General features: G+C 72.4%; 17 protein-coding genes. 11 read left to right on the forward strand and 6 right to left on the reverse strand.

What is annotated here, in order from left to right:
* Nucleotides 1-659 precede the first annotated feature (659 nt).
* From ACH4E7_RS43140 to ACH4E7_RS43155, 4 genes are all read left to right on the forward strand, one after another.
* Nucleotides 660-1,937, forward strand: a complete 1,278-nt coding sequence (locus tag ACH4E7_RS43140; RefSeq protein WP_396254686.1) for an aspartate aminotransferase family protein — start codon at nt 660-662, stop codon at nt 1,935-1,937.
* A gap of 360 nt (nt 1,938-2,297) precedes the next feature.
* Entirely contained in the window at nt 2,298-5,021 is a 2,724-nt protein-coding gene (locus ACH4E7_RS43145; protein WP_396254687.1) for a GNAT family N-acetyltransferase, read from the forward strand.
* A gap of 5 nt (nt 5,022-5,026) precedes the next feature.
* Entirely contained in the window at nt 5,027-5,722 is a 696-nt protein-coding gene (locus tag ACH4E7_RS43150; RefSeq protein WP_396254688.1) for an HPP family protein, read from the forward strand.
* A gap of 247 nt (nt 5,723-5,969) precedes the next feature.
* Entirely contained in the window at nt 5,970-7,319 is a 1,350-nt protein-coding gene (locus tag ACH4E7_RS43155) for a chloride channel protein (RefSeq protein WP_396254702.1), read from the forward strand.
* Nucleotides 7,320-7,411: 92 nt separating this feature from the next.
* Here the strand turns inward: ACH4E7_RS43155 and ACH4E7_RS43160 are convergent, their stop codons facing one another.
* The 5 genes from ACH4E7_RS43160 to ACH4E7_RS43180 form a co-directional block, all read right to left on the reverse strand.
* A complete protein-coding gene (locus tag ACH4E7_RS43160; protein WP_396254689.1) occupies nt 7,412-7,684 on the reverse strand; it encodes an SHOCT domain-containing protein in 273 nt (90 codons plus the stop codon).
* Nucleotides 7,685-7,734: 50 nt separating this feature from the next.
* Entirely contained in the window at nt 7,735-8,199 is a 465-nt protein-coding gene (locus ACH4E7_RS43165; protein ID WP_396254690.1) for a DUF6325 family protein, read from the reverse strand.
* A gap of 127 nt (nt 8,200-8,326) precedes the next feature.
* On the reverse strand, nt 8,327-9,940 hold the full coding sequence (locus ACH4E7_RS43170) for an MFS transporter (RefSeq protein ID WP_396254691.1): 1,614 nt from the start codon (nt 9,938-9,940) through the stop codon (nt 8,327-8,329).
* Nucleotides 9,941-10,029: 89 nt separating this feature from the next.
* Nucleotides 10,030-11,376 carry a DUF2252 domain-containing protein gene (locus tag ACH4E7_RS43175; protein ID WP_396254692.1) on the reverse strand — a complete coding sequence of 449 codons (1,347 nt, stop codon included), beginning with the start codon at nt 11,374-11,376 and terminating at the stop codon, nt 10,030-10,032.
* A gap of 100 nt (nt 11,377-11,476) precedes the next feature.
* A complete protein-coding gene (locus tag ACH4E7_RS43180) occupies nt 11,477-11,830 on the reverse strand; it encodes a hypothetical protein (protein ID WP_396254693.1) in 354 nt (117 codons plus the stop codon).
* A 323-nt stretch (nt 11,831-12,153) separates the two neighbouring features.
* On the opposite strand from ACH4E7_RS43180, the gene ACH4E7_RS43185 reads away from it, so the two are divergent.
* From ACH4E7_RS43185 to ACH4E7_RS43195, 3 genes are all read left to right on the forward strand, one after another.
* Nucleotides 12,154-12,591, forward strand: coding sequence for an STAS domain-containing protein (locus tag ACH4E7_RS43185; RefSeq protein ID WP_396254694.1), 438 nt, complete (start codon nt 12,154-12,156; stop codon nt 12,589-12,591).
* A gap of 44 nt (nt 12,592-12,635) precedes the next feature.
* Complete coding sequence (locus ACH4E7_RS43190; RefSeq protein WP_396254695.1) at nt 12,636-13,064, forward strand: hypothetical protein; 429 nt, start codon at nt 12,636-12,638, stop codon at nt 13,062-13,064.
* Between the two features lie 143 nt (nt 13,065-13,207).
* Entirely contained in the window at nt 13,208-14,164 is a 957-nt protein-coding gene (locus ACH4E7_RS43195) for a hypothetical protein (RefSeq protein WP_396254696.1), read from the forward strand.
* A 70-nt stretch (nt 14,165-14,234) separates the two neighbouring features.
* Here ACH4E7_RS43195 and ACH4E7_RS43200 read toward each other — a convergent pair whose 3' ends face one another.
* Nucleotides 14,235-15,119, reverse strand: coding sequence for a YhjD/YihY/BrkB family envelope integrity protein (locus ACH4E7_RS43200; protein WP_396254697.1), 885 nt, complete (start codon nt 15,117-15,119; stop codon nt 14,235-14,237).
* A 242-nt stretch (nt 15,120-15,361) separates the two neighbouring features.
* Between ACH4E7_RS43200 and ACH4E7_RS43205 the strand changes: the two genes are divergently transcribed.
* From ACH4E7_RS43205 to ACH4E7_RS43220, 4 genes are all read left to right on the forward strand, one after another.
* Nucleotides 15,362-15,883 carry a hypothetical protein gene (locus ACH4E7_RS43205; RefSeq protein ID WP_396254698.1) on the forward strand — a complete coding sequence of 174 codons (522 nt, stop codon included), beginning with the start codon at nt 15,362-15,364 and terminating at the stop codon, nt 15,881-15,883.
* Between the two features lie 331 nt (nt 15,884-16,214).
* Nucleotides 16,215-17,426 (forward strand): hypothetical protein, encoded by a 1,212-nt coding sequence (locus tag ACH4E7_RS43210; protein ID WP_396254699.1) that lies wholly within the window; start codon nt 16,215-16,217, stop codon nt 17,424-17,426.
* Nucleotides 17,419-17,568 (forward strand): hypothetical protein, encoded by a 150-nt coding sequence (locus tag ACH4E7_RS43215; protein ID WP_396254700.1) that lies wholly within the window; start codon nt 17,419-17,421, stop codon nt 17,566-17,568. Before ACH4E7_RS43210 ends, ACH4E7_RS43215 begins: the two co-directional genes overlap by 8 nt.
* 540 nt (nt 17,569-18,108) lie before the next feature.
* Nucleotides 18,109-18,525: an SHOCT domain-containing protein gene (locus tag ACH4E7_RS43220; RefSeq protein ID WP_396254701.1), complete on the forward strand. Its 417-nt coding sequence runs from the start codon at nt 18,109-18,111 to the stop codon at nt 18,523-18,525.
* The last annotated feature ends 138 nt before the right edge of the window (nt 18,526-18,663 follow it).

Consider the following 18,663-nt stretch of genomic DNA (forward strand, 5'->3'; position numbering starts at 1 on the left):
CACCCACCACCACAAACCGATGGGCTGCCTTCCCCAACGGAGGGATGGGCAGCCCCCTAATCGGACGCCACAAGTAAGTCATCTGAACCGCCATACATGCAAGGACATGGCAGCTGATCACTCGTTCGGCGGAGCGCACCGCCGGGTTGCGAGGGGCGTTCCACTCCTGCCGTAGACGGCCCCCACCGAACGCCCGAGGCCCCCGTCATCCTGCTCGACGTGGCCTCCCCTGCTTACTGTGACGCCTCTACTCTGCCGGGATGGACCTGTCCGCCAAGGCGACGATCGTCCGCCGCGAGGCGTGGGATCGCGCGGCGTCGGAACCGCTCGAACCAGCCGCCATGACGCCCGCCGCGCTGGCCACCTTCGAGGCTCTGGCACTGGTGAAGCCGGACGCGCCGGCCGCCCTGCTCGACTTGGTGGAGGAGGTCAACGAGCAGGCGGCGGCGCGGCGCCCTCGGTCGCCCGGCGGCGGCACCGCGCGACGCCCCGGCGGGTCCAGCGGGCGCGGGTCGCGGCCCGTGGAGTCGCGGCCCGTGTCGTCCCCGATTGGCCGTCCCACGGACCGGGGGCAGGGTAGCTTGCCTGAAAGCCGTCCGTGCGTCCCGGTTACCCGATCGATGCGAAGTCGATGCTGTCGCCAGGAAAGTGAGCCTCGCATGTCGAACCTGCTCGGCCGTCATCGCGCGGTCATGCCGAAGTGGGTGTCGCTCTACTACGACGAACCGATCGAGATCGTGAGCGGCAAGGGGCGCCGCGTCACCGACTCCGACGGGCGCAGCTATCTCGACTTCTTCGGCGGCATCCTCACCAACATGCTCGGGTACGACGTACCCGAGGTACGGGAGGCCGTCGAACGGCAGCTGCGCACCGGGGTTGCGCACACCTCGACGCTGTATCTCATCCGCACGCAGGTGGAGTTGGCCGAGAAGATCGCGGAGCTGTCGGGCATCGCGAACGCCAAGGTGTTCTTCACCAACTCCGGCACCGAGGCCAACGAGACGGCGCTGCTGCTCGCCACCAACGCCCGCCGGTCCGACCAGGTGCTCGCCCTGCGCAACAGCTACCACGGACGCTCGTACGCGGCCACGGCCGTCACGGGCAACCGGAGCTGGAAGAACTCCTCGCTCTCGCCCGTCAACGTGCACTACCTGCACGGCGCCGACCGCGTACGCTTCCCGCACCTGTCGGACGACGAGTTCCTGGCCTTCTGCGCGGACGATCTGCAGCACGTCCTCGACACGGCCACCGCCACCGACGTCGCCTGCCTGATCGTGGAGCCCATCCAGGGCGTCGGAGGCTTCACCGCCGCACCGGACGGACTCCTCGCGCGATACCGGGAGATCCTGGACCGGTACGGGATCCTGTTGGTCTCGGACGAGGTGCAGACGGGCTGGGGCCGTACCGGAGAGCACTTCTGGGGCATCCAGGCCCATGGCGTGACACCCCACATCATGACCTTCGCGAAGGGCCTGGGAAACGGCTTCGCGATCGGCGGTGTCGTCGCGGACGGCACGCTGATGGACGCGCTTCCGGCCAACGGCATCTCCACTTTCGGCGGTAACCCGATCGCGACGGCGGCCGCCAAGGCCACGCTCGACCACCTGCTCGCCCACGACCTCCAGGCCAACGCGCAACGGCTCGGCCAGCTGCTGATCGACGGCCTGCGGGCCGCAGTGGAACGGCTTCCCGTCGCGCGGGACGTCCGGGGCAAGGGCCTGATGTTCGCCGTCGACCTGATCGACCCCGGCACGGGAGCGCCGAGCCCGTCGCTGGCCACCAGGGTGTTGGAGCACGCGAAGGAGCGGGGCCTGCTCATCGGCAAGGGCGGCCTCTACGGCCACACCCTGCGGATGGCTCCCGCGCTCACCCTGACCGAGGACGAGGCCAGGGAAGGGCTCGCCATCCTCGTCGACTCGCTTGCCGCCGCCTGCTGACATCACGTGGTGCGGCCGGCGGATGCGGCGGAGGACCCGGATGTCCTCCGAACGAGTGGTTCGCCCAACTCCCGCTGACGGCAAGGATTTTCCCTGCATTCGAAGGTGCGGCCCAGGTCGGATGCTTCCGATCTGGGTGGTGGGGGCGGACCACGGCTGGTCCGGCCGGGAAGCCGTGCGGGTGCAATCGAGAGGGCGTCGCGGTCGAAGTAGCTCATGGGTCCCGTAACCAGGGTCTCCCTCCGTGACTCCGGGCCGCCATGCCGTTCGGCGCCCCGGGACGGGGCCGGTCGGCCCTCGCGCGACGCCGCGCCGACGCGGAGGCTGGAGGAGTAGCACGGCGACGGCCGAGGAGGCGCCATGTCCACCGTCCACCCGCCGCACACCACCGCCGAGGCGTTGCTGGCCGACGGCACCACGGTGGAACTACGGCCGCTCGGGCCGCAGGACCACCGGGCCGTGCTCGATCTGCACACCGAAGGGTTGTCCGAGGAGAGCCGGCGGCTGCGCTTCTTCGGGGTGAGCCGCAACGCACCCGCGCAGGCCGCCGACCGGCTGTGCGGGGCGCCGCGGGCCGGTCTGCTGGCGCTCGGTGCCTGGGTGGGGGAGGAGCTGATCGGTGAGGCGGACTGTGAGCTGCTGGACGACCCGCCGGACACGGCGGAGCTGGCGCTCGCGGTGGCCGACCGCTGGCACCACCGAGGCGTGGCCACCCTGCTGCTGGAACACCTGGTCCACGCCGCCCGGATGGCCGGCATCCGTTTCTTCGAGGCCGACACGCTGTTCGGCAACCGGGCCGTCCACCAGGTCTTCGCCGACCTCGGCCTGCCCGTCCAGCGCCGCTACGCGCAGGGCGAGGTGAGAATCCGGGTGCCGCTGGACGAGAGCGACGAGCGCTACCGCTCGGCCGTGGACGAACGCGGTCGCCGCGCCGACGTCGCGAGCCTGGGGGCGCTGCTGCGCCCGGGTTCGGTCGCGCTGGTCGGGGCGTCCCGGCGGGCTGGCTCGGTCGGGCGGACCGTCCTCGGGAAGATCCGGCGGGGCGGCTTCGCGGGCGCGGTCTGGGCGGTCAACCCGCACGCCGGGGAGATCGACGGCCAGCCCGCCTACCCGTCCGTCCGCGCGCTGCCCGCCGTGCCGGACCTCGCGGTGCTGGCCGTGCCCGCGGGTGCCGTCCCCGGGGTGGCCGAGGAGTGCGGCGCCGCCGGGGTCCGGGCGCTGGTGGTGCTCACCTCCGGCCTCGGGACGCAGGAGGCCCGCGGGCTGATGAGGGCCTGCCGCCGGCACAGCATGCGCCTGGTCGGACCGAACAGCCTGGGCATGGTCCAGACCGATCCCACCATCCGGCTGGACGCCGAGTTCGGCGGCGCCTTCCCGAGGCCGGGCAGCGCCGGGGTTGCCGTGCAGAGCGGCGGTGTGGGGATCGCGCTGCTCCAGCGGCTGGCCTGGCTGGGCATCGGGGTGTCGAGCTTCGTCTCGCTCGGCGACAAGTACGACGTGAGCGGCAACGACCTGCTGCAGTGGTGGGAGGCGGACGATCGCACCGACCTCGCGCTGCTCCACCTGGAGTCCTTCGGCAGCCCGCGAGCCTTCGCCCGCACCGCCCGCCGGGTCACCCGGACCATCCCGGTGCTGACCGTCGACGCCGGTCGATCCACCGCCGGCCGCCGGGGCGCCGCCTCGCACACCGCGGCCGCCGCCACCCCCACCGTCACCCGGGAGGCACTGTTCCGGCAGGCGGGCATCACGGCCACCCGCGGCATCGAGGAACTCGTCGACGCCGCCGCCTTGTTGCACGCCCAGCCGCTGCCCGCCCCGCGCGGCGCGGTCGCCGTGGTGTCCAACGCGGGCGGCATCGGCATCCTGGCCGCCGACGCCTGCGTCGAGGCCGGGCTGGTCGTGCCGGAACTCCCGGCGGAAGTGGGGGAGTCGCTCCCGCCCGGCGCCTCCGTCCGCAACCCGGTGGACACCACGGCGGCGGTTCGCCCCGCTGAACTCGCCCTGTTCCTGAGGGCGTTGGAACGCGAGGAAGCCGTCGACGCGATCCTGGTGTGCCTGGCGCCGACGGCGCTGTGCGAAACCCCCGGCCAGGACCCGGTGCACGCCCTGCTGGAGGGACCGGCTCGGCGCCGCGTCCCGATCGTGGCCGTGCTGCTCGACCAGCAGGTGCCCGTCCGGTACCGCACCTGCGCCGACGGCGGCAGCCTCCCCGTCTACTCCGACAGCCTCTCCGCCGCCCGCGCCCTCGCCCATGCCCGGGACCGTGCCCGCTGGCTGGCCGAACCGCCGCCCGAGCCCGCAGCCGCCTCGGACTGCGACCGCCGCGCCGCCCGCAGTGTGGTGGACGGCTACCTCACCTCCCACCCCGAAGGCGGCTGGCTCGACCCGCTGTCGACCGCCGACCTGCTGGAGGCCTACGGGTTGCCGCTGACCACCTTGGTGTGGGCCCGCGACGAGCACATGGCCTCCGTCGCCGCCACCGGCCTGCGCCGGCTCGGGCACGGGGGGAAGGTGGCCCTGAAGGCGTACTGGCCCGGGCAGGTCCACAAGAGCGCTGTGGGGGCCGTCCGTACCGGACTGGCGACCGATGCCGACGTGCGTTCCGCCTACCGGGAGTTCGCGCGGAAGTTCGGCTCCGAGCTGTCCGGAGCGGTGGTCCAGCCGATGGCCGCCCCCGGTGTGGAGCTGCTCGCGGGTGTGGTCCAGGACCAGGTGTTCGGCCCGCTGGTCGTCCTCGGCCTCGGCGGCACCGCCGCCGACCTGCTGGCCGACCGGGTGGCTCGGCTCGCCCCGCTGAGCGATCGCGACCTGACCACCATGGTCACCGAACTGCGCAGCGCACCACTGCTGTCGGGAGACGGCGGGGCACCACCCGTCGACCTCGCCGCAGTACGGTCCGTCCTCGCCCGGCTGTCCCGGCTCGCCGACGACTTCCCGGAGCTCGTCGAGGCCGACCTCAACCCCGTCATCCTCCACCCCGACGGCGCGGTCTGCGTGGACGCCCGGATCCGCCTCGAACGCCGGCCGTCCTTCGACCCTTACCTGCGACGGCTGCGGCGCCCTGCGGCCGCCGAGGGGGAGTGAACACCGTGAAGCACAGCATCCTCGACGGCACGGCGGCCGACACCTTTCCGGCCGCGGAGCCCGCCCGCCGACCCGGCCGGGTCGCCGTCCGCGACTGCATGACCCGCCCCGGCATCGCCGTCACCCCCGACACCGACTTTCCCACCGTGGCCGCCGTGCTGAGCGCCTCCCGGCGCGGCATCGTGCCCGTGGTGTCCGCCGACGGCACCGTCGCCGGCGTGGTCGCCGCCTCCGACCTGCTCGCCGCCTACGCCGAACAGGACCCGCAGCACGAGCTGCTCGCCCGCGACCTGATGGCCGCCCCGGTGGTCACCGTCACCGAGGACGCGAGCGTCACCGGTGCGGTGGCCCTGCTGGTCGAACACGCCCTGCACCACCTACCCGTCGTGGACACCGACGGCCGCCTGACCGGCCTGCTCTCCTCGCACGACCTCCTCGACGCCCTGCGCCGCGAGGACGAGGCCATCGGCTCCGAGGCGCTCGCCCTCGCCCTCACCCCCGGCACCGGTGTCGTCCCCGGCTCCCTGCACGTCCGCTGCGAACGCGGCCTGCTCTCGGTCAGCGGCCGCACCCGCACCCGCGGCGACGCCGCCGCGCTCTGCCTCCAGATCGCCCGTATCGACGGCCTCGTCGCCCTGTCCGACCACCTGGTGTGGGACCTGGACGACGCCGGACCGGCGCCAAGGGCGGAATGGGAGTGAAATCGCCCATCCCGTAACAGAGTCGGGCCTCCAGCGGCGCCCTGGGTGGACCTCTGGCGAGAAGGAGCGCGGCTGCGGGTGGAGCGGTGAAGCACCTGAGGGCGGCAGTGGGCCGTGCGAGTGGTGCTGCCCGCGCCGCCGGTCGGTTGCGTTCGGACGGCCCGGGGGCGGTGGTGGCTCCGTGATAGACGTCAGGGACGCGGCTGCCGCCGCCACGTTCCCCGCGGAGACCGGCGTCGAGGAGGACATGAGCTTGTCGGCCGACCCCCGGTCCCCGGCACCCGGCGCGGCTCCACCGGATCCGGCGGTCGTCGTCCGTACCTCCGGCTACCTGAAGCTGCTGGCGCTGGCGGCCGTTCTGGGGGTGCTGATCGCCGCGGCGGCCTACGGCTTCCTCGCCCTGGTCTCCAAGGTGCAGTCGATGACCTACACGGACCTGCCGAAGGCCCTCGGCTTCCACGGGACACCGCCCTGGTGGCCGTTGCCGCTGCTCGGCGTCGCCGGACTGCTGGTCGGCGTGACCGTCCGGTACCTCCCCGGGACCGGCGGCCACGAGCCGGCCGAAGGCCTGTCGACCACGGGCGCCCCGGGCGCGATCGAGCTTCCGGGCGTGTTCCTCGCCGCGCTGGCCACCCTCGGCCTGGGCGCGGTCCTCGGCCCGGAGGCACCGCTGATCGCGCTCGGCGGCGGGCTGGCCGTGCTGGCCGTCAAGGGGCCCAGTCGGGACGTCCCGCCGCAGGTCGTCGCCGTCGTCGGGGCAGCCGGAAGCTTCGCGGCCGTCAGCACCCTGCTGGGGTCGCCACTGCTCGGCGCTTTCCTGCTCATGGAGGCCTCGGGGCTCGCAGGCTCGATGCTGGGGGTGGTCCTGGTCCCAGGCCTGCTCGCAGCCGGTCTCGGCTCCCTCATCTTCATCGGCCTCGGCAGCTGGACCGGCCTGGGCACGTACTCCCTGGCGCTGACGAGCGTGCCGCACGCGGATCGACCGGACATCGCCGAGTTCGGCTGGGCGCTTGTCATCGGGGCGGCGGCGGCCCTGCTCGGCACCGGTATCCGCCGGTCGGCCCTGCTCCTGAAGGCGAGGGTCGAGCGGCACCGGATGCCCGCGACCGTGGTGACGGGCCTGGCGGTCGCCGGGTCCGCCATCGCGTACAGCGAGGCCACCGGCAAGGACGCGGTCGACGTGCTCTACTCGGGACAGAGCGCGATGGGCCCGCTGCTGGCCGGTCATGCCGGCTACTCGGCCGGTGCCCTGGTCCTCCTCGTCGTGTGCAAGAGCCTGGCCTACTGCGCCTCGCTGAGCGCCTTCCGCGGCGGCCCGGTCTTCCCGGCGATGTTCGTGGGGGCGACGGGAGGCATGGCGCTCTCCCATCTGGCCGGGCTGCCGCTGACGGCCGCGTTCGCCATGGGCATCGGCGGCATGTCCGTCGCCCTGCTGCGGCTGCCGATGACCTCGGTGCTCCTCGCGACCCTGCTGCTGGGTGCGGACGGCCTCACCGTCATGCCGCTGGTGATCGTCTCGGTGGTGGTCGCCTACGTCCTGACGCTACGGCTCGGTCCGCGCGGCGGAGGCCCGAAGGCCCCTGCGGCCAGGGGCTGAAGGACTGAGGGGCCGCAGTGGGTCGGTCGCGGACCGGGCCGGGACGGCGAGCGCCGTCGCGGCCCGGTCGCGGTCACTCCGCCGCTGACGGGTCAGGTGCCGAGGATCTTCGCCTTCTGGGCGGCGAATTCGGCCTCGGTCAGCACGCCCTGCTCCTTGAGGGCGGCGAGCTTCTGGAGCTGGTCGAGCGTGTCCTCGGTGCTGCTGGGGGCGGCGGCGGTCGGCGGTGCCTGGTAGGCCTGTGCGGGCCCTGCGTCCTGCTGGGCCCACCGGCCGGCCTGCCGCCGCGAGACGCGGTTGGAGACGGCCGTCGCCGTACCCGCGACCACGGCGGTGCGGGCCACTCCTCGAATCAGTCCGGGCACTGGTTCCTCCTTCGGTCGTGCTTCGGTTCGTGCGGGTCGTACGGGGCCGGTCAGGCCGAGGCGTCGGCGGCTTCGACGGCTGTCAGTGCCGCCAGAACGTCCTGGACCGGGATCCTCCCGCCGGCCACCAGCTGGGCACCGGAGCGGCGTAGGGCTGCCGCCAGCGGAGCCGCCCAGAGGTTCTCGTAGACGAGGACGGCGGCGGAGCTGCCGGGATTCAGGGCCTTCGCCGCCTCACTGATGTCGTCGTCGCCCAGCAGGCCCGAGGAGGCCCCTTCGAACACGGCGAGATCGAGCTGCCCGTCGCCGGTCAGATCGGCGACCTCCAGCGCGGTCAGGGAGCCGTCCGGTTCCTTCTTGATGAAGGTCAGGTCCAGGATCCGGATGATGCGCCGTTCCACCAGGTCCAGGAGCAGGGGCATGCCCTCGCCGGTCAGGTGGGTGCCGGGGAATTCGACGATCAGATAGTCGATCGGACCGGCTTCGTTGAATTCGTCATCGGTGGCGTTGCTCATGGCAGCTCCTCGGAGGCGGGCCGGAGGGTTGATGGAGCGAGTGGAACGTCGCAGTCTGCTTCAGCGTGGGGTCCACGCCGGTCCCGCGCGACCGCAGACCGGGTCGGATGTGTGCCGTTCGGCGGAATCACGGAGTCCGGCCGGGGCGCCTACCGGGCGCGCGCGCCGGAATGCCGCCGGCGCCGATCCGGTCGGCGGGCAGGTGGCCGGTGAAGGGGAAGCCGGCCAGCGTGATCCCGGCGGCGGCCAGAATGCCGACCTTCAGGCCGTCGAGCTGGGCGGTCCGGTACGTCGCGACCACCGCGTCCGCCTCCTCCGGCGGGATCGGGGTCGTGGCGAGGGCGGTGGCGACCTGGTCGGCCGGTACGAAGTTGAGCCCTGACTCGATCTTGATCCCGGCCTGGTGGCGGACCGCGTCCGAGACCGCCGGGTCCTTGGCGAGCGCGGCCGTGAAGGCGCCGGCCAGGGCGCCGATCAGGATGGACCCGATCAGCGCGGTACCGAGGGACGATCCGAGGTTCTGCGCGGTGTACTGCAGCCCGCCGACCTCGCTGCGCTCGGACTCGCCGACACTCGACTGCACGACGTTGCCCAGCTGGGAGGCGAGCAGGCCCATGCCCAGCCCGAGCAGCGCCATCGCCAGGGCGAAGGACAGGTCGTCGAGTTCGGGTTCGACGGTGCCGAGCAGCCACAGGGTCGAGGCGAACAGCACCAGCAGCCCGATCCGCACCACCGTCCGAGGGGAGGCGAACCTGCCCAGCACGGGACCACTCATCGCCGCCACGAGCATCGTGACCGACACGGGTAGCAGGCGCAGCCCGGTCTGGAAGGCGTCCAGTCCCTGCACCACCTGGAGGTAGAGCGGAATGGCGAAGAACAGGCCCAGCAGGATGACGTTCTGGCTGAAGAGCATGAGCAGACCGGAGCGCAGGCTCGGGATGCCGAACAGGCTGAACCGCACCAGCGGATCCGCCCGGCGCGCCTCCCGGACGCGGAAGAGGTGGAGGAGGACGAGGCCGAGCGCGATGACGAAGACCGTCGGGGAGAACCCGAACACCGTGAAAGGGGGGTTGCGCGGATGGAGCCATCCCCACGAGCTGCTCTGCAGGACGGCCAGCACCACCAGGGCCAGTCCCGCGACCGACAGCACCACACCGCCCAGGTCGAGCCGGGGCCGGGTCTCGGGTGCGGGCTGCGGCGCGATCCAGCGGATCAGGACGAGGATGACCACCACGAGCACGGCCTCGCCGGCGAAGACCAGGCGCCAGGTCAGATATGTGGTCACCCACCCTCCGAGCAGCGGGCCCACGGCGATTCCCGCGCCGGCGAGGCCACCGATGACCCCGTAGGCGATCGCACGGTCCCGGCCCTGATAGGTGCCCGCCACCAGGGCGGCGAGGGCCGGGAGGACCAGCGCGGCCCCGAAGCCCTCGATGACGGACCAGCCGAGTGCCAGCACCCCCAGCGTGGGCGCGACGGAGGTGAGAGCGGATCCGATCCCGTAGACGACGAGCCCGACGGCGAACACACGGCGGCGCCCGAGCATGTCGCCGAGTTTGCCGCCGGTGATCATGAAGGCGGCCATCACCAGCGTGTAGAGGGTGATGACCGCCTGGATCGCCGTCACCTCGGTGTCGAAGTCGATGACCAGTTGGCTGATCGAAACGTTCATCACCGAGGCGTCCAGCACCATGAGGAACTGCGCCAATCCGAGGATGCTCAACGCTTTCCACCGGCCCACCGCGACCTCCCGGGAGTTGCCTGGTTGATTCGTGGCACATCACAGCGTGCGAACGAGCGGCCACGATCCGTTCGTCCGCAGGGTCCGTCTCACACGTCGGCTCGTGTGCTGATCCGGCCGTCGCTGATCGCCGTGGTGAGCGCGGCGTGGTCGGCGCGGGTCTGCTCGGCGTATCCGAGGGCGAAGTCGGCGATGGCGCGGTCGAAGACGTCGCCGGAGCCGAGGTACGCGGCGATGGCGACGCGGTTTCCGGAGCGCGCGTGCCCACGTGCGAGGGTGCGGCCGCACAGGTCGGCGTACTGCTCCAACAGGGGCCGGGGCATGCCCTCGACGACGGCGGAGCCCTTCATGTCCCGCAGCTGCCGCCAGTAGAAGTCGCGCCCCCCGGGGCCGGTGGCCCAGCCGAGGAAGATGTCGCCGGTCGCTTGGAGCCTGCGCTGTCCGGCGACCACCCGTTGGCCGTGGTGCCGGTGGACGCTGGGCGCGAGATGGGGCTCCAGCACCGACCGCTCGGCCTCCTTCACCTGGAGGAAGAGCGGCTCGCCGGTGTTGCGCCCACGGAACAGGCCGATGTAGCAGCGGGTACCGACACTGCCGACGCCGACCACCTTGCGGGCCGCGTCGATCAGCTCGAAGCGGTCGAGAAGCTCCGAGCGGTCCTCCGAGAGGGTGTCACGGTAGTCCTGGAGGATCTGCTGAAGGTGAGACAGGCCCTCCGGATCCATCGGTTCCAGCAGCGGCGGGTCGTGGATGATGCGGGGTTCGCCGCCCGGGCCGCGCTCGGTCAGCTTGGCCAGGGCCTGCAGGCTGGTGCGCCCGCGGGCCTTCGCCAGGGAGGCCTCGACGCGCTTGCGGTACTTCGGCTCCTGGATCAGCGGCAGCAGGTCGGCGGTGTCCACCCGTTCGTACCAGACGTCGAGTTCACCGAGGCCGGCGAGCCGGAGCATGGCGAGCCGGTACGCCCGGGCGGAGGCGAGCGCCGCGGCCCGTGCGGACGCGTCGGACTCCCGGTTCTCGTGCGCGGCCACGGCGACGCTGGCGGCCAGGCGTTTGACGTCCCATTCGAAGGGGCCGGGCAGGGTCTCGTCGAAGTCGTTGAGATCGAAGAGCAGGGCGCGCTCGGGCGAGGCGAAGAGGCCGAAGTTGCACAGGTGCGCGTCCCCGCAGAGCTGGACGGTCAGGCCGCTGCTCGGGGACCGGGCGATGTCCGCGGCCATGATCGCGGGGGCGCCGCGCAGGAAGGCGAAGCGGGAGGCCGCCATGCGGCCGTACCGGATCGGTACCAGCTCCGGGACACGGGAGGCGGCCTGCTGTTCCAGGATGTCGACGGGGTCGAACCGGTCCGGTGCGGGAGCCCAGGCCCCGTGGGCTGAGCGCGGCACGCGCCGGCGGGCCTGCTTCCCCGCGGCGACGACGTCGGAGGCGATCGGTTCCACCCGGCCAGTGTCACGGCACCCCGACCGGGTCGGCCGCCCCAGGCGGCCGATCGGGTGCACGCCCCGGGGCACCGACCACGTGCTTCGGGTGCTCCGGGCGTCATGCCCGTATCCGCGGGTGCGTCGGGTGCATGGCCGCCCTGACGCTCTCGATGACGCGTGCGGCGGCGTGGGCCACCGCGGCGGTCGTGATGAACAGGGCACTGATGAGGATCCATCCGTCCCTCTCGTTGACGCTGAGGTCGGCAGCGGGCGCGGGGCGGTCTGACGCGGGTGCATGGTCCGGAGCGGGGCGCACCATGTCCTTGGCGATCGCGACGACACCAGACAGCGCGTGCTTGACCGCGCCGGCGGCGATCATCGAGGTACCGAGCACGACCCAGTCGAATCGTCCGAGCTCGGCGGGTCCGGGTGCGGCGGTGGGACGTGATACCTGGTGGTGGATGCCGGGCATGCGTCTCGCCTCCTCTACTGGATGCGGTGGGACGATCCCTTCCTTCCGACGTTCGCAGAGCACGGCCGGGGTGCCATGAGCCGTTCGGCCCACAACCCGGGGGCCGGATGTCCACAGTGCGCCGCCGCGGGCCGCGGCGGTCACCACCGGGAACCGCCCTGGTGAGGAGGCCGAGGACGGCTGAAGAGCACCGGTAGGGGCCATATGGCCCCTTTTTCGGGGTCCATGTGGCCCACGACCGCCTGGAAGGCCCGGTCCTACGGTGGGACGAAGGGCTTCCGTCCCGGGTCCTTTCCGCCAGCCGAGCTTCCAGGGCGGTCGTAATGGAAGACGACGACCTACTCCGCACCAGGACCGGGGTGTGCCAGGACACCGCGTCGGTGTCGTTGGAAGGCGAACTCGACATCGCCACCGCGCCGCTCGTGAGCGACGCCGTCGCTCAGGCCCTCGCGGCTCGTCCACAGCGGTTGGAGCTCGACGTCGCGGCCCTCACCTTCTGCGACGCCGCCGGTGTGCGCGCCCTTCTCCAGGCCCGCCGGGTCTGCCGCGTCCACCACGCGGAGTTCCGTCTCATCGGCGTCCGGCCGGGGTTCCGCCGCATCCTCGCCCTGCTCCGCGTCACCGATCTCCTGCCGTCCCCTCCCGCGCCGGTCGGAAGCCGGGCGGGTGCCGTTTCCCCGGAGCGCCTCTACTCAGCCGCTCTTGCCTCCCGTCTCCCGTTCCCGGCGAGGCGACCGCTGTCGAAGGAGTCCATGTCGTGACATCCCCCTCCGGCTGAGGCCGGGGGTATCCACGGAGGTATCAGATGACCAGCACTGCCACCGAAGCGGGCCGTACCGCCCAGGTCCCCGAGAAACGCCCCTACGCGACCGGGTGGACCACCTTCGCCGCGATCATGCTGATCGCCGGCGGCACCATGGCGATCTTCCAGGGGATCGCCGGCATCACCAAGGACAGCCTGATAGTCGTCACCCGGAACTACGTGTACTCGATGAACACCACCGGATGGGGCTGGATCCATCTGATCCTCGGGATCGTCGTCGTCCTGGCGGGCGTGGCGCTGTTCGGCGGCTCTGCCTGGGCCCGTGCCGTCGGTGTCGTCGTCGCCGGGCTGGGAATGATCGCCAACTTCCTGTGGCTGCCCTACTACCCGTTCTGGGCGACCGTCCTGATCGCGATCGACGGCTTCGTCATCTGGGCGCTGTGTGTCGGAACGACCAGAAGGGAGACCTGACGGCCGCCGAGGGACGACCGTCCCGGGCCCTGACAGCGTGACCGGCCCGGCCCCTGGACGATTCCCCCAGGGGCCGGGCCCGGCGCTGGTGCCGGAGTCCGCTCCCGGGGCGGCCCCCGATCGGCAGGGTTATTCTGCGGCTGATGGGCAGAACGGAGCGTGCACGGCGACGGCAACCCGGCGTGGTGGAACTGCTGCGGACGGTCCGGGCGGACCCGGCTCGCATGCCCGAGCGGCTGGCGGCTTTCGCGGTGGAGTACCTGGGCCCCGACGTGGCCGACACGGTGGCGCGGTTGCGCGAGGCCGAGCGGGTGGGGACCGCCCGGCCGGATCCCACCGAGGAGGTCATCGGCCGGGGCGTGCGTCGTGCGGTGGTGGACGGCTCCTTCCTCGGGGGCCCCTTCGTCCTGCTGCTCCCGATCGCGTTCGTCGCCGCGTTGCTCGCCCAGTTGCGGATGGTGCTGGAACTGGCCGCCCTGGTCGGGCACGACCCGTGCGCCGACGAGGCGGCGGCCGAGGTGCTGGTGGTGCAGGGCGTCTATCCGACGTCCGTGGCGGCGGCTGCGGCCCTGCGGAAGGCGCCATCGGCCGGAACCGATGGCGGGGACAAGGGTTCCTGGCCGGCCGTCGTCCGGCGCCAGGCGTACCTGATCGGCCTGCTGACCCCCGAGGACCCGGCGCGCGGCCGGGTCCGCAAGTGGCTCGGCTGGGCCGGCATGGGCGTGCTGATCGCCGTCGGGACAGTGGTGCCGTTCATCTGGGTGCCCGCCTGCGCCGAGATGTACCGTCGCGCCACCAACCAGCTCGCCGACCGCGCCCTTCTCCGATTCGGGCCGGCGGCCACCGCGGCCGCACCGGCCCGGACCAGGACCCGACGCGTGCTGCGTCCCGGGACGCTCCTCGTAGTCCTGCGGACCGTGCTGGCCTGTCTGGTGACGGCGGGCGCGGTGCTGGTCGTGCTGCTCACCGGGGCTCGCGTCGTCGACAACACCTGGCTCGCGGTGTTCCTCGTGATGCTCGGGGCGAGTGCGGTGGCCGTCGGATGGCGCTATTTCCGCTACCGCGGGAGGCACCCCACCCGGGTGGCGCGGGGGCGATGACCGAAACGGGCGCGACCCGACAAGGGGGGCGTGCGTCCCGCCCACCGGCGCCGGGGCCGTGCGGGGACCGTCATTCCTCGTCCGCCGGCGCCGGGGTCGCCAGCAGCCGGGCCAGTCGGCCCTGGCCTGCCACCACGTACCCGATGCCGATTCCGAGGGTGATGGCCGTGAACACCACGATGAGCCAGCTGAGCAGGGTGAAGACCAGACCGAGCGGGCCGAACTGGGCCACGCTGTGGTTCAGCGAGCGGGGGATGTAGAGCTGCGATCCCGACGCGAGCGCCGTCAGTCCGGCACTGGTCAGCGCGGCCCCCGGCAGCAGCGGGAGCCAGGGGACACGGCCGCCGAGCAGCAGGTGCTGTGTCCACCACCAGAGCAGAGTGGCCGTGACCAGGTAGAGGAAGACCCCGAGGCCTCTGCCCACCCCGAATCCGGACCGCACCTGCCCCTGGACGGTCAGGCCGACGAGCCACACCAAGAGCCAGGCGAGCCACCGCCATGCCGCCAGACGCCCCGACAGATGGGGCAGGTGCCAGCTCCGCTCGCACAGACGTTGCAGGACACGGCTGCAACTCGTGGCCGAGATCAGGGTCACCAGGACTCCGACGCCGCCGAAGGCCTTGGCGGTGGTGGTCTGGCCGCCGGCCTGGAGCACCTGTTTGATCTCGTCGAGCGAGGCGCCGTGGAGCCCCAGGACGGTCCGCAGGGACTCGGAGACGCTGTTGCGTACCTCATGGGGCATGAAGGCGGCCAGCACGAACAGCACCGGGATGGCGGTCAGGAACGCCTGCGCCGCGAGGCGGGTGGCGACGTCCAGAACACGGATGTGGACCAGCTGCGCCAGGAGTCGGCGCGGGAACGGGGCGTCGCGCAGCGTGGCCGTCCGCCCCCGCAGCCAGGCCGATCTGGTGCGGATCCAGTGAGCGCGGCCGGGCTGACCACGCTGCTCCGCCACTCCGCTGTCCCTCCGGTCGATGTCGGCACCCCGGTCGCCGCCGCGGTTCGTCGCCGGCGCGAGCACCTCGGATTCCGTCCAAGACTGGGGGACGGGACGGCGTGCGGCATCTCGGGCGGACCGCCGTTCGGCGCAACGGCCCGGGACTTCACCTGCCGGGGAGGCCGAGAGCTGGGAAACCGGGGAGGATCGGGGCAACGGGTTCATCGGTCGTCCTCGGCGTGGTGACAGGAGGAGGCGCCGTGACAACGTCCCACGGTCGTACCCCCGCCCCACCCGAACCGGCACCGGACAGAACCGGGGACCGGACGGACTACGCCGGCGCGGTCTACGGTTCGATGCTGGCGGCCTCCGTGATCGCGGCCGCCGGTGTCCACGCATCGCATCCGCGGCTGGCGCTCATCCTGCTGCTGCTGGTCACCGGGATCGTCTTCTGGATCGCGCATGTCTACGCGCACGTGGCTGGGCAGCGCGAGGTCGGCCGCCGGGTCACCTGGAGCCAGGTGTGCGTGGTCGGCCGGCACGAGTGGCCACTCGTCGAGGCGGCGGCGCTGCCGGCCCTGGCGGTGCTGGTCAGTCCCTGGCTCGGGACGGGGAAGAGCGCCTGGTTCGCCCTCGGTGTCGCCGTGGCGCAGCAGGTGGCCTGGGCGACGCTGGGCGCCCGCCGGGCGGGCGCCTCATCGGGCCAGGCCGCCGCGGAGGGCACGGTCAACCTGCTCCTGGGTTTGGTCATCGTGGCGGCCAAGGTGGCCGTCGGGCACTGAGGCACGACGACTCGCCTGACGGCGGGAGACCCGGTCGGCCACGGCGTTCGCCGTTGCGGCGACGACGGCGGCGCGCGCCACACCGCGCAGCGGTCCGGGCCCGGCTCGTTCGTCCTCCGGGCGGGCTAGTCCGGGGTGCCGGACGTCGGGCCCTACGGGGCAATGGTGCTCAGCGGCGTCTCGGCCGCGTGGAGTGGTGGGAGTCCCGATGAACGAGCCGCCAGGGCCTGCGTCCGTGCCGGGGGCCGGTGGGGCGGGGGACGACGGTCTGCCTGCCGGGGGCGGGCGTCCTTCGAGGGCGGGGCGGATCGTGACGAGTACCGTCTCGGCGGTGTTGATCACGTTGACGTGCATTCTGGTGCCGGTCTCGTTGGTGACCGTGTGGGTGCACGACATCGTCCTGGACACCGACCGGTACGTTGCCACGGTCGCTCCACTGGCGAGGGAACCCGCGGTTCAGGACGCGGCGGTCGACCGGATCGTGCACGCGGTGGACGTGAGGGTGGACGGTCCGGCGGTCGTGTCCGATCTGGCCACGTGGTTGCAGTCGCGGGGTGTGCCGCCGCGGGCCGCAGCGGCGGTCAAGGCGTTGGGGCCCAAGCTCGACGACGCGGTGAACCAGGTGGTGACCAAGGCGGCGACGGAGGTTGTGCACAGTGACACCTTCGTGACGGTGTGGACGCAGGCCAACCGTTTCGCCCATGTGGCGGTGGTCCAGGCGCTCACCGGGCATGGTCGGGGCGCGGTGGAGCTCACGGACGGGACGGTGAGCCTTGACATCGGGGCGGTCGTGGACCGGCTGAAGGAGGAGCTGGTGGCCGCGGGGCTGTCGCCGGCGGAGAAGATCCCGGACGTGAACAAGCGGCTGGTGTTGTTCCAGTCCGACAAGCTGGCGGAGCTCCGGCGAGCCGCGCATGCGCTCGATGTGGTGGGCAACTGGATGCCCGTGGTGACCGTGCTGCTCGGTGCGACCGGTGTCCTGTTGGCGCGGCGCAGGCGTCGGGCGTTGGTGTGCACGGCTCTGGGTGCGGCCGGCGGTTGTCTGCTGATGTCCATCGCCCTGGTGGTGGCCCGGCACTACTATCTCGACCACCTGCCTTCCGAGGTGCAGTCCCCGGCGGCCGCGGCGGCGGTCTTCGACACCTTGCTGCACTTCCTGCGGATCAGTCTGCGCACCGGGATCGTCCTGGGTGTGGTGGTGGCGCTCGGTGCCTACTCGTCCGGTGCGGGGCGGTTGCCGCGGACGGTCCGTGGGCGGGCGGACGGCGTCGCCGAGTCGGTCGCCCGCTGGGGTGACCGGCACGGGGTGCGCACCGGGCGGGCCGGTACCTGGACCGATGCCCACCGTCGTCCGCTGGTGCTCGCGGTGGTGCTGGTCCTGGCCCTGGTGTTCGCTCTGTGGAACCATCCGACCGCGCTGACCGTGCTGTTCCTGCTCGCCGTCCTCCTCGTGGTGCTCGCCGTCCTGGCACTGCTCGCCGCCTCCGGACGGGTCGCCACCTCCACGGACCCGCAGACGGGAAGGCGCGGGACCGGTGAGTGACGCGGGGTGGGCCGGTGTGGCGGTGGCCGGTGTCACCGCCGCCTACGCGCTCGCCTCGCGACGCCTGGCGGGCACACCGGTGTCCGCGGCCATCGTGTTCGTGGGGCCGGCATCCTGCTGGGGCCGGTCGGCCTCGACCTGATCAGCGCGGAACACGACCGCGAACCGCTGCTCACCCTTCCGGAAGCCGCCCTGACCCTGGTGCTGTTCGCCGACGCCATGGCCGTGCGTCCCAGGGAACCGCATCGCGGCCACCGTCGGCCTCAGCGTGATCCTGCACGGGGTGTCCGCGGTGGTGCTCTCGGACCGCTACGGCCGCTGGTGCGAGCACGCCGTCGCGCGTGACCCGGGTCTGCGGGAGAGCACCGGCACGTTGCCCGCGATTCGGCGCCGCAGGCTCGACCCGACGGGTCCACCGGGGGACTGAGACCGTAGCCCGGTGCCATGCCTCACCCTGACGGCCCCGGTCGGCAGCATCCCCACCTGCTCCCCTCCGGCATCCGACCTAGATTCGAGGAATCGCACCATTCCGCGCTCGCAGGACGGGTGGCCGTGAGCTCCGACCACGGCGGCTCACCCCAGGTGCAGCCGTCGGCCTCGCGCACGCCGTGGTGGCGCGGGCCGCCGCAGATGTGCCGGTCCACCGGCGCCGCTGAAACCGACTCACGAACAGGACACGCTCATGCACACTCCCTCGAACCTCGCGGCCGACTACCCCGTGCTCGACATCTTCTGGACCACCTGCCTGATCTTCCTCTGGGTCCTGTGGTTCATGCTGCTCTTCCGGGTCTTCGGCGACCTGTTCCGGGACGATTCGCTGGGCGGCTGGGCCAAGGCCGGGTGGACGATCTTCGTGCTCTTCCTGCCGTTCCTCGGGGTCTTCGTCTACCTCATCGCCCGGGGCCAGGGCATGGGTCGACGGGAACTGAAGGAGGCGCAGGAGCGCGAGGCGGACTTCCGCTCCTACGTGCGCCAGGCCGCCGGCACCGCCCCCGCCCCCTCCACCACCGACGAGCTGGCCAGGATCGCGGACCTGCACAGCACCGGCAAACTCACGGACGAGGAGTACCAGCGCGCCAAGGCCAAGGTCCTCGGCTGAGCACCGCCTCCAGGGTCGCTCGGGGTTCCGTCCTCCTGCCGCCCGGCCGCCCTGTCCTGGGCTGAACCGGCCCTGGCGGCAGGGACCGTACGGCCCTGTCCGGCGGCTCGCGGCGGGCGGACAGTGGAGGCGGGACCA

It is taken from the genome of Kitasatospora sp. NPDC018058, assembly GCF_044327205.1.
Lineage (GTDB): Bacteria > Actinomycetota > Actinomycetes > Streptomycetales > Streptomycetaceae > Kitasatospora.